Here is an 11,687-nt window from a genome sequence, read left to right on the forward strand (position 1 = left end):
TGTACTATAAGGCTTCAAGCTACTTTTTAGCAACTATTTTGTCCATTACACATCATTATCTTAATCAATGTATGATTAAAAATGCTTTTTTGTAGAATAATTCCAGTTAATGATTTCCTGAATAATGTTCGTTATTATGCGGTAATAACTGTTTTTTCTTAGTAACTTTCGCTAATTTAATCATATTATCACTCACTTCTAAAATGGTAATGACTAAATCATCAATTTCACAAACTGTACCCTCTAATGGGATTTCTTCTAAATGTTCAAGAATAAGACCATTAAAGGTTCTCGCTTCTTCGGTGGCTAAATTCCAATTAAATAATTTATTAATATCACGAATATTCGCAGAACCGTCAATTAATACCGAGCCATCAGATTGTGGAATAACCTCTTGTTCAATGGACGGGGTCGTTGAGGTGGTAAATTCGCCGACAATTTCCTCTAAAATATCTTCTAAGGTAACTAATCCTTTAATATCGCCGTATTCATCAACCACTAAACCGATACGTTCTTTATTATTGCGAAAATTAAGTAATTGTGCGGTTAAGCCTGTGCTTTCAGGGATAAAATAGACTTCATCGGCAGCACGAATAAGCATTTCTTTGGTAAATTCATTCTTATCGAACATTAAGCGATACGCTTCTCTTACTCTAAGCATACCGAGGATATTTTTATCTAGGCTTTCTTTATAAAGCACTACTCGGCTATGGGGGGCGTGATTTAATTGACGCATAATGGCTTTCCAGTCATCATCAATATTAATTGCGCCAATATCATTGCGTGGCACCATAATATCGTCCACAGTGGCTCGTTCCAGATCTAAGATAGAAAGTAGCATTTCTTGGTGTGATGAGGGGATAAATTTGCCTGATTCATTGACAATAGAACGCAGCTCTTCGGGGCTGAGAGAGTGAACTTTAACTTCGGATTTTAAGCCAGTGATTTTCATTAACCCATTGATAAAGAGGTTCATAAAAAACACGATAGGGGTGCAAAGTTTCATAAAGATCGCCAATAAATGACTGCTGGTAAAGGCAACCCGTTCAGGATAAATAGAGGCGACTGTTTTGGGGAAGATTTCAGAGAAAACTAACATAACAAAGGTAAGTATCCCTGTTGCAATGGCAACACCCATATCGCCATACATACGCATACCAATGATGGTGGCAAGTGCTGAGGCGAGAATATTGACAAGGTTGTTGCAGATTAAGACTAAACTTAATAATTTATCGGTATTTTTTAATAGTTGTTCGGCTTTTTTTGCCCCACGATGCCCTTTCTCTGCCATAAAACGCATACGATAGCGGTTAAGGGAAAGTAATGCGGTTTCTGAGCTTGAGAAATAAGCGGATAAAATTAATAAAATAATTAAAATAATAAATAATGTACTAAGGGATACAGTGTCCAAATTGAACTTCCTTTGGTTAATTAATCATAAAGTGCGGTGAAAAATAAATAAATTTTTTACCGCACTTACCTTGTTATGTTGTATTCACTTTTTGTTTGTTTGATTAAAGTGTCAACATTGCTCGGCTACCAAAATAGGCAACCGTTAATAATATCATACCTGAAATCGTATAAATAAGCACCCTCTTTCCTCGCCAATACAGGGTTTTATGCCCAATTAGCAAGATGCCAAAAATCAGCCAAGCAATAAAGGAAAAAATGGCTTTTTGGATATTTTTTTCGGCAAAGAAATCGGCGAGGTAAATGGCGCCTGAAATTAAGGTGAGGGTTAATAAAATTTCGCCACTAAGCATTAAGCGGAAAAAATGCCGTTCTACGGTCATTAATGGGGGGATAATGGGCGAAAATGCCATTTTATTGTGTTTGAGATTATAGTCTATCCAAGTAAGTTGTAAGGCATATAGCATTGCCATAAAGCAAACGGCATAAGCAAAGAGGGCAAAGCCAATATGAATAAGTAAGCCAAGGTTTTGGGAGAGATGTTGCACAATATGCCCAGGTAAAAAGGTGGCGACAATAATATTGATGATGGCAAAACAATAGACAATGGGCAGTAAAAACCAGAGGGTGTTTACATTAAATAACATGGCAAAGGTTGCTAATATTGCTACGATGACACTGACTAATGATCCTATTTCCATTAGGGTAAAATTTTGCCCTTCCGCTAAATTAATTAGCAGGTTGTTAAGGCTAATAAGATGAAAAATAATGGCAAAAAGTGCGGTCAGAAAAAACAATGTTTTATTGGGTTTGCTGGTATGTTCCCCTGCTTGTACTTTTAACAACATTGGTGTAATCAGCAATAAGCTAATGAGGTAAGCAAAAATTGATACGAAAGCAAGCAACATAGTTTTGATCCGATAATTTAGTCATAAGGGGTATTCTAACGATGAGCGATGAAAATCGCAAATAGAATGCGTAAAATTAGAGTTGTTAAATTTCCTATATTATGAAACAATCTGCACTAATTAAGTTTAGAAAATAATGAGTTAAGGTGAAGATAGTGATCGATTGCGATGGCTATCGTCCGAATGTAGGCATTGTGATTTGTAATCGCAAAGGGCAAGTGCTTTGGGCGAAGAGATACGGACAAAATTCTTGGCAATTTCCACAAGGTGGAATTCAGGATAATGAAACGCCTGAACAAGCGATGTATCGTGAGTTGTTTGAGGAAGTGGGGTTAAATCGTAAAGATGTGCGTATTCTCTATGTCTCTAAATATTGGTTACGTTACAAACTGCCTAAACGTTTATTACGCCACGATTCTAAACCGATGTGTATCGGTCAAAAACAGCGTTGGTTTTTATTACAGCTTGTGTCAGATGAACAAAATATTAATTTGAAAAGCAATAAATCCCCTGAGTTTGATGGTTGGCGTTGGGTCAGTTTTTGGTATCCTGTGCGTCAGGTTGTGGCGTTTAAACGTGATGTGTATCGTAAAGCCTTAAAAGAATTTGCGCAGGTATTAAATCATCTTCCCGCTCGTCAGCAAGATAATGCCTTAGAGCATAAAGGCAAAAAGCCCACTTCGGCTTACGCCAATAAACGTCATAAAAAATTTTATAGCAAATATCGGGGTTAATATGCTGACCTTTTTAGTGATTTGTCTTGGACTTGGGGCGATGGTGGGCTTTCTCGCAGGATTATTCGGTATCGGCGGTGGCTTAATTATTGTGCCTGTGTTGGTTTATTTGTTGCCACAAATGGGCGTGCCAGAGCCTTTATTAATGTCTACCGCCTTAGGCACGTCCTTTGGAACTATTGTGATTACAGGCTTTGCTTCCGCTCAACGTCATCATAAACATGGTAATATTGTGTGGTCAGCTGTAAGTATTTTAGCCCCTGTGATTATGCTATCCACCTTTATTACGGGGATTTTTATTGGTAAACTTCCCACCGATATTACAAGTAAAATATTCGCTTGTTTAGTGGTTTACCTTGCCATAAAAATGCTATTTTCCATTAAACCACAAGCCTTATCCAAGCCATTAACGCCACTATCAAGCGTGGTTGGTGGGGTATTGATCGGTATTGCCTCTAGTGCCGCAGGCATTGGTGGCGGTGGTTTTATTGTACCATTTTTGCACAATAGAGGCATTGATATGAAACAAGCCATTGGTTCTTCGGCGTTTTGTGGCATGTTATTAGGTATTGCAGGCACACTCAGTTTTATTGTGGGCGGTTGGCAAGCAGAAGGTATGCCAGCATATTCCCTTGGCTATGTCTATTTGCCAGCCATAGTAGGGATTACGCTAACGTCTTTTTTCACCTCAAAACTGGGGGCGACAGCGGTAACTAAACTTCCTGTTGCGACATTAAAACGGGGATTTGCCCTGTTATTAATTTGTATCGCCATTAATATGTTTATGAAATAACGTTGATTACAAGGAAATTTATGACAAGTCAATTTTTAACCTTTCCACAAATCGATCCTGTCATTTTTGCCATAGGGCCTATTGGCTTACGTTGGTATGGATTAATGTACTTACTTGGCTTTATTTTTGCTCGTTGGCTAGGGGTTCGCCGAGCGAAACAGCCTAATAGCGGTTGGACAGTAGAGCAAGTGGATAATCTATTATTTAGTGGTTTTCTTGGGCTTTTTCTTGGTGGCAGAATAGGTTATGTTCTGTTTTACCAATTTGAACTCTTTTTGCAAGATCCCCTCTATTTATTTCGTGTGTGGGAAGGGGGAATGTCATTTCATGGCGGTCTAATTGGCGTCATTGTGGCAATGTTTATCGTTTCTATGATGCAGCATCGCCATTTCTGGCAAACCGCAGACTTTATCGCACCTTTAATTCCCTTTGGATTAGGTATGGGGCGTATCGGTAATTTTATTAATGACGAATTATGGGGAAGAGTAACTGATGTACCTTGGGCGGTATTATTCCCTTCTGGCGGTTATTTACCTCGCCACCCCTCACAACTTTATGAGGCTTTCCTAGAAGGACTGGTACTCTTTATTATCCTCAATATTTTCATTAAAAAGCCACGTCCAATGGGAGCGGCTTCAGGCTTATTCCTACTAGGCTACGGCGTATTCCGTTTTATTGTAGAATTTTTCCGAGAGCCTGATGTACAACTGGGATTATACTTTGGACAACATATCTCTATGGGACAAATCCTCTCAACTCCAATGATTATTCTTGGAGCGATCATTATGTTATGGGCATATCGCCAACCACATAATAAGTGCGGTCAAAAATAGGAAAATTTTTATGCAACAATATCTAGATTTATGTAACAAGATTATCCAGCATGGCACTTGGATAGATAATCAACGCACAGGTAAACGTTGTTTAACCTTGATCAACGCCGATCTTAGCTATGATGTAGGCAATAATCAGTTTCCTTTAATTACCACCCGCAAAAGTTATTGGAAAGCCGCGATTGCCGAATTTCTCGGTTATTTGCGAGGTTATGATAACGCTGCGGATTTTCGCCAACTAGGGGCAAAAACTTGGGACGCCAACGCCAATGAAAATCAGGCTTGGCTCAATAACCCAAATCGCAAAGGCACTGATGATATGGGACGAGTGTATGGCGTACAAGGACGGCGTTGGCGTAAACCTAATGGCGAAACAGTGGATCAACTTCGTAAGGTTGTAGATAATTTGAGCAAAGGCATTGATGATCGTGGCGAAATTATTACTTTTTATAACCCTGGCGAATTTGACTTAGGTTGCCTACGCCCTTGTATGCACACTCATACTTTTTCATTATTGGGCGACACCCTCTATTTAACCAGCTACCAACGTTCTGCGGATATGCCCTTAGGATTTAATTTTAATCAAGTGCAGGTCTTTACTTTCCTTGCCCTTATGGCGCAAATCACAGGTAAAAAAGCAGGTATGGCTTACCATAAAGTCGTCAACGCCCATATTTACGAAGATCAACTGGCATTAATGCGTGATGTCCAATTAACACGCCAGCCTTATCCTTTGCCTAAATTAATCATCAACCCAGAAATCAAAACCCTAGAAGATCTTGAAACTTGGGTAACCCTTGATGATTTCAAGGTAGAAGGCTACCAATATCACCCACCAATTAAATATCCGTTTTCGGTGTAAAGTATAAAAAGTGCGGTCAGTTTTAAAAAAATTTCTGCAAAACTGACCGCACTTGTTTTATAGCCGTTTGATTTAAAATAAGACAAAGCGTGCCAACACCGTATTATTTTAAAGTGAGATAACTTTAATCCTCAATAACAGGATAAAATACCTCCCCCCATTGTTGTGTAGGATTATCTAACATAATATCAATAATAATTGGTACTAGATTCATCATAATACCGCACGCATCACGAATTTGAGAGCGATTAACTGCACTATTCCAAGTTGCCCCACCATGGACTAATTGATTACGCAAAGTATATAAACGAGAAAAAATAATATGTAATATTTCGATTGTATTTTGCTGAGCTAAGGCTTGATAAGCTTGTTGTTTTTCTCGTTCAAAGCTCACTCGCCAATCGTTTAATTGATATTGATTATAATAATTCCAGAATGGTTGATAAACAAATTGGTTTTCTAACAATGTACGAATAGCTTTAGGGAATTGTTGCCAAATCAAACGATAAAGATGTTTTTGCTGATCTAATTGACAAATTAATTGTAAAAAGTCTTTTAGTTGATCTCTTTCTGATTGACAATTAAATAAATCTTTCGCATAAGCTGCATTAAAGGCTATCCAACTAAAAATAAATTGACTATCCATATCATTACTTTGTTCTGCTTTATTTAACCAACTTAAAGAACGATGAATACGTAATGATAATTGAGCGGATAGTTGTTCTCGTAATTCACGATGTTTTTGTTTAAGAGATTGATAGTTGTACATAAGATCAATTATTGTAGTTAATATTATAGAATAATAAGTAAAGCAACTTAATTATAAAAAATCAAGTTGCCTTTGTATTGGTTAAAATGTTAAATCTATTATAAGAAAATATCTTGAATACCGATACTTTGTTGTGGGCTAAGAATAATAGCTATACCATTTTCAATATCCCAAGAACAGTCAGCCAAAATAGCAAAACTTCCATCACGTTTAAACAGTAATGTTTTAGGTTTAATCTTCTCATCATTACTTATGTTTTCGGCTGTAATATAGCCATTTAATAAAGCATTAGCCTTTTTCTCATATTCAGATTGTTTATTTAAAAATGAAGCCAGAGATTGTTTTTGCTCTTCTGAAATAGATTGTGATTTTTGTGATTGGAAAACACAACTTACTTCATACTCTTTGTTATTTAATGAAAGTTTAAGTTTAGTATTACTTACCCAGCCATAATTAAAAGTAACTTCATCTAATAAATTATTTAGTTGTGTCATTATGCTTGTCCTCCATTAGAAACTTCTTGTTTTTTAACTGAAATACCGCCATTATGTGGAATATTATTATGTACTTCACTTGGTACTAACTGCATAGTTTTACAATCTTGATGTTCATGCCAAGTATGATTATTTTCTTTACGCCATTGAGCAACATCATCAGCCGTCCAATCAGCTTTACCATCTTTACTGGATTTAGACCACTCTTCCGCCATTTTATCATCGGCTTGAGCAAAGTTTTTCCAGCGTTCTGTAGTAAAATCATCAATTTTTACTTCGCCACTAGATACTTCTGAAAAATCAGGATAACCATCTTCAAAAGGTATACCATCTATATCATATTTATCAAGAATTTCCTTCCAAGTTTTAAAATCAGGATTACCATTTTTTTTATTCTCAGGATCTGGAATAACATCTGGGTTAGGTTTCCATACAGAATCGCCTTCTTTATCCACCCATTCGCCCCCTATCCTTGGAATACCAAATAGTCTTGAGTTTTCTCTTTCTTTAAACAAGAGATAAGTTTTTAAGTCCATGTTATCTAATACATCATTATCAACTTTTTGATCTAAATAATATTCTAAATTATTAAAAACTTCTTTAAGTTCGTTCATTATATTTCTCCTATGCTTATGAAGTGAATTGTTTATATTGTTCTCGACAAATATGATAAAATTTCTGACCATAAATGTCTTTTTTTCGATACATTTCTAAACAACTATCTGTTGCAAATAACAATAGCTCTTCTGAGGTATTATCTCCAATTTGTTCCACAACAAATCTTTTCAATTTTATTAAAAATGCTTCTAGGTCTATATCCTTATTCATATTTCTAATTAATTGCATTGTCTGATTACCTAGCCCTGTTACTTCAAGGAAAATACCTTGTAATAAGGATTTATCCTGCGGAGCTTTACCTCTATGTTTATGAATATGATGAATAGCATAAATAATTTCTTTTTTATTTTTTATGCTAATATCAAAATAATCGATATTTTTTTCTAATATACTTAAATCGATTTTTTCCATATTTATCATGGATTTGCTTAATAATAAACGGGCAAGATGAAGATTAAATGTTGTTCTATCAACAATATTATTATTTGAGGTTGGTGGCTGATAATTAAATAACGCATTATCAACTTTAAAGTGATTGACTTGGCATAATACGGCCTCCAACCAATTATTTTGGTAAACAACAGCATTGCCTTTAGGAAGTTTCGCCAATTCTGCAATTTGCTCATCATTTAAAGCTGCAGCTTTACCAGCTAATCTTCTATCAGTATCATCAGGCAATCGCATAATAATTTTGGTATTAGTATTACGAATTGCTGAAATATCTACTGCATTGGGCGATTGATCTGCAATAATAAAGCCTTCTCCATAAGTTCGCATTTCAGCAATGGCATTAGACAGCATTTCAACCGCTTTTCCGGCTACATTTGCCCCTTCACTGTTTTGCTCAGTAGAGGTTCTTTTTAAAATATTATGTGCTTCTTCTAATATTGTAATATGTCGAAGTTCAGAGTTAATACGTTTACTGGTCATACGGTATTCGGTTAAACGTAAAATTAATATCCCCATAATTAAGGATTTTGTTTCTTGAGATCCTACTCGGCTTAAGTCAATAATTACATTCTCATCAAATAAAACTTCATTACCAATTTCATTACTAGAAAATATTTGGCTATTTAATCCATTGGTTAAGGAACGGATACGAGTTATTAATGAGCCTGAATAATTACTTTTTACCTCTTGAGAATAACTAGATTCCTCAATAACAAGTTCTAATGCTTCCAATAAATCACAGAAATTAGGGAATAAATTTTCACTAGTTCTATTATTGGAAGTTGTTAAATCCCAACCAGCATTTTCATAGGCAAGCAAAATGGCTTCTTTTAAAATCGCTGGCATAGCGGCATACATTGGCCAGCAAACATTAAAAATTTCCACTAAACGATCGATATGTTCAAAAACATGAATACCTTTAGGAAATTTAAATGGATTAATTTTTAATACTTCCGCCTCTGTAATATTGGTAGAAAATACTCTTACATTATCTTTATTACCAAAAATATGTTTATATTCACCTTTCGCAGGTTCAATTGCTAAGAAAGGAATATCTTTCTGCATCAATTCATCAATAATTTGATAGACAGTATTGCTTTTTCCTGATCCAGTTGAGCCAGTAACAAATACATGGCTGGTTAAATCATTAAGATTTAACGAAACTCTTTGTTGGGTATCCGCCCATAAATGGCGTATTTTACCTAATTCAATACTTTTATTTTCATTATAGTGAATATTTTGATCGAGATTTTGAATACTACGCCCAAAGGATTGTGTTTCTATCACAGGGGTGGCTGTAGTAGAGCGTCTTGGTAAACTCAACTGTATTGCTACTTCTTTACTTGAAAGCAATGTAGCTGGGGTTAAATAATTTAACTCAATAGCTTGAAATATATTAGGTTTCAAACGTGGGTGAGATAAATTCTTTAGCCAGTTTAATATATTGTTAAGTTGTTTTTTTTCTTTATTGCTCCATGTTGTTAAAGCAAAATTTTCGCCATTAGAATCTTTTCCTCTCATCAAGCCTAAAAAGATACTGGCTAATGCTTCTGTTGAAGCTGTATTTTTACTCATAAAGTAGGCGGCACTTTGCCAACCACCATAACGTTGTGCATCATCTAAGCGTTGTAAATGTTGATCAATACGTTTTAACCATTGTTCAATATGCTTATTAGTTGTTTCTAAATTAATTTGATAAGAATTACCAAGCGTTTGTGTATCACTCACGGTTTTTCCATAGCTTTGAGTTTCAGTAGCCGTTTGCCCTTGAGCATAAGAACTTGCATTGCTTATAGAATGAGAAGTACCGTATGATGTGGAATCACTAGAGCCTTTAGTATAGGTATCGGATAGCGTGTTAACTGCCGACATTACTGCTCCTCCAGCTATCATACCGATAGGTCCAAATGCAATTGTTGCACCTGCTGCCGCTACTCCAGCAATTGTCCCCATTATTTTGTCTTCTGTACTTTTGCCGGATACAGATTGATTTGTAGTATAGGTTTTATTTTTTGTTTTGGTATCAGTGTAAGTGCTTGTTTCAGTCGAAGTTAAACTTTGTCCTAAAGCTGTACTAATGGTTTCATTTAACGATAAACTTACAGCTTGACTTTGATTTTCACCAAATGAGACTTGTTGTTTTAATAAAGGTGAAATATGCGTTGCGATTTGTTCATAAGAAGTTCGAATATTAGATAATTGATGTGTCGTAAGAGGCTCCGCCAAAATTAGTGCTTGATAAGTACGCCCTTCCGCTGCATCAATAAAACGTTCTAAGCCTTGGGAAAAATGCTCTCGTTCTTCAGTTGATAAAGAGGGTATACTGGAAACAGCAGTAACAGATTGAATCTCATTATTATCTGCCTCCTGTTTTGTTATTTTATTAAGTAAATCTTGGCTTTGTGTACCATCTAATTGATGAAGTAAACTGCCTGAAAAATGTCCTTTAAAAGATTCTTGTAATAATTTGCCAGCAGTTCCTCCTTGTAACCTATTTTTTTCTCCTCGTACCCCTAAGTAGAGATCCGTTTTATTACCATCACTATCTAACCAAATAAATACTGAAAATCCCGCTGTACCCAAAGCAACATAAGTTGCAGTTAAGCTTTCTAAGACGGCTTGTTTATTTTCTAAAACAATACGTTCTACTTTAAAAATACGTACATCACCATTAATATTGATATTATTAGAGAATAAAGGATGCACTTGGTAATTTGACATCTCTATTAAATAATCTTTATTAATAAGTTTAGTGCCATCCAATAATACATCCATAGCTTTTTGTTGTATATTATTAGCTGTATTTTTTGTCATAACTTGTTGGTTCATAAAACTTACTCCTACCGAAATGCAGATAATAATAACAATAAACCTGCTAGTACAGCTCCACCAATAATAGCAATTGTTTTAATAAATTGATTTTGTCTATCCTGAGGAGTAGATTGATTATGATTATTGTCATATTGATTAGATCGTTGTTTTTGCTCTTTTTGGTTGTTATATTGATAAGTTTGCTGTGTCGATTTAATATTTTCTTTATTAAAGCCAGATAGACCATTTTCAATCATAAAATCACGAACATTTACTAAATGTAAAAGACGTTCTAAGGAAAAATTATGGTTTAAATAGCTTTGCTGATAAGAAAAATATTCATCATCCCAAGATTTTTCATTTTCATCATAGGCAGGATGAAATTTTTTAACTGAATAAGCTTCAAAAAATGTTGGGATATTTTGCCGAATATATGATATGACAAGTAAAATATCTTTTGTAGCTAGCCGTTGATTTGATAGCATAAACAACAGTTTGTTTTTAATAGCATCAATATCGCCTTGAGCAACAATGTTTTTTAGCTCTATATCTGGTACATAATTTTTTAATAAATCAATATGCTTATCTAATTGTTTAAAAGAGATGTGCGAATTAGTGTAGGTATCGTTTTGATTGTTATCAGATGATAAATCCTCTTGTACTTTGGTTAGCTCGAAACCTTTTTCTCCCCTTTTTTGTAAAACACGTTTCACTTCGATTAAATGTTCACAAATTTCCTTGGAAAAATTTCTTTTGGCTATGGCAAATAGTTTATAAAAATAATCACTATTCCAATAGGCTTGTTCTTGAATATATTGATTTTCTTCAGGTGTGATTGCAATAAATTCATTTTCATCTAACTTATTCAATAAAACTTTTGATTCAGTAGCAGGGATTGTTTTATTGCCTAAATTATTCAGAAATTTGTCTTTTGTTTCTTTCATTGTAATTAATCCTTTTTAGATGATTATTGCTACATCAAATATGATGTAGCAATATAGAATG

At 35.0% G+C, this 11,687-nt stretch carries 11 protein-coding genes; 4 read left to right on the top strand and 7 right to left on the bottom strand.

Annotated features, from left to right (window positions below):
* Positions 1–106: 106 nt before the first annotated feature.
* Positions 107–1,411 (bottom strand): HlyC/CorC family transporter, encoded by a 1,305-nt coding sequence (locus A6A20_RS10725; RefSeq protein ID WP_279573416.1) that lies wholly within the window; start codon positions 1,409–1,411, stop codon positions 107–109.
* Positions 1,412–1,514: 103 nt separating this feature from the next.
* The gene (locus A6A20_RS10730; RefSeq protein WP_279573417.1) at positions 1,515–2,318 is read right to left on the bottom strand and encodes a cytochrome C assembly family protein; all 804 of its coding nucleotides are present in this window, start codon (positions 2,316–2,318) and stop codon (positions 1,515–1,517) included.
* Positions 2,319–2,473: 155 nt separating this feature from the next.
* Between A6A20_RS10730 and rppH the strand changes: the two genes are divergently transcribed.
* The 4 genes from rppH to A6A20_RS10750 are packed head-to-tail and all read left to right on the top strand — an operon-like array spanning position 2,474 to position 5,540.
* Positions 2,474–3,052, top strand: a complete 579-nt coding sequence (gene rppH / locus A6A20_RS10735) for an RNA pyrophosphohydrolase (RefSeq protein WP_279573794.1) — start codon at positions 2,474–2,476, stop codon at positions 3,050–3,052.
* Position 3,053: 1 nt separating this feature from the next.
* The gene (locus A6A20_RS10740) at positions 3,054–3,845 is read left to right on the top strand and encodes a sulfite exporter TauE/SafE family protein (RefSeq protein ID WP_279573418.1); all 792 of its coding nucleotides are present in this window, start codon (positions 3,054–3,056) and stop codon (positions 3,843–3,845) included.
* A gap of 20 nt (positions 3,846–3,865) precedes the next feature.
* On the top strand, positions 3,866–4,678 hold the full coding sequence (lgt, locus tag A6A20_RS10745) for a prolipoprotein diacylglyceryl transferase (protein WP_279573419.1): 813 nt from the start codon (positions 3,866–3,868) through the stop codon (positions 4,676–4,678).
* Between the two features lie 10 nt (positions 4,679–4,688).
* On the top strand, positions 4,689–5,540 hold the full coding sequence (locus tag A6A20_RS10750; protein ID WP_279573420.1) for a thymidylate synthase: 852 nt from the start codon (positions 4,689–4,691) through the stop codon (positions 5,538–5,540).
* Between the two features lie 124 nt (positions 5,541–5,664).
* Here the strand turns inward: A6A20_RS10750 and A6A20_RS10755 are convergent, their stop codons facing one another.
* The 5 genes from A6A20_RS10755 to A6A20_RS10775 form a co-directional block, all read right to left on the bottom strand.
* The gene (locus A6A20_RS10755) at positions 5,665–6,309 is read right to left on the bottom strand and encodes a HEPN domain-containing protein (protein ID WP_279573421.1); all 645 of its coding nucleotides are present in this window, start codon (positions 6,307–6,309) and stop codon (positions 5,665–5,667) included.
* A gap of 98 nt (positions 6,310–6,407) precedes the next feature.
* Entirely contained in the window at positions 6,408–6,803 is a 396-nt protein-coding gene (locus A6A20_RS10760; RefSeq protein WP_279573422.1) for a hypothetical protein, read from the bottom strand.
* Positions 6,803–7,417, bottom strand: coding sequence for an HNH endonuclease (locus A6A20_RS10765; protein WP_279573423.1), 615 nt, complete (start codon positions 7,415–7,417; stop codon positions 6,803–6,805). Before A6A20_RS10765 ends, A6A20_RS10760 begins: the two co-directional genes overlap by 1 nt.
* A 16-nt stretch (positions 7,418–7,433) precedes the next feature.
* The gene (locus A6A20_RS10770) at positions 7,434–10,700 is read right to left on the bottom strand and encodes an ATP-binding protein (protein WP_279573424.1); all 3,267 of its coding nucleotides are present in this window, start codon (positions 10,698–10,700) and stop codon (positions 7,434–7,436) included.
* An 11-nt stretch (positions 10,701–10,711) separates the two neighbouring features.
* Positions 10,712–11,626 carry a hypothetical protein gene (locus A6A20_RS10775; RefSeq protein ID WP_279573425.1) on the bottom strand — a complete coding sequence of 305 codons (915 nt, stop codon included), beginning with the start codon at positions 11,624–11,626 and terminating at the stop codon, positions 10,712–10,714.
* Positions 11,627–11,687: the final 61 nt, after the last annotated feature.

Source organism: Volucribacter amazonae, assembly GCF_029783845.1.
Lineage (GTDB): Bacteria > Pseudomonadota > Gammaproteobacteria > Enterobacterales > Pasteurellaceae > Volucribacter > Volucribacter amazonae.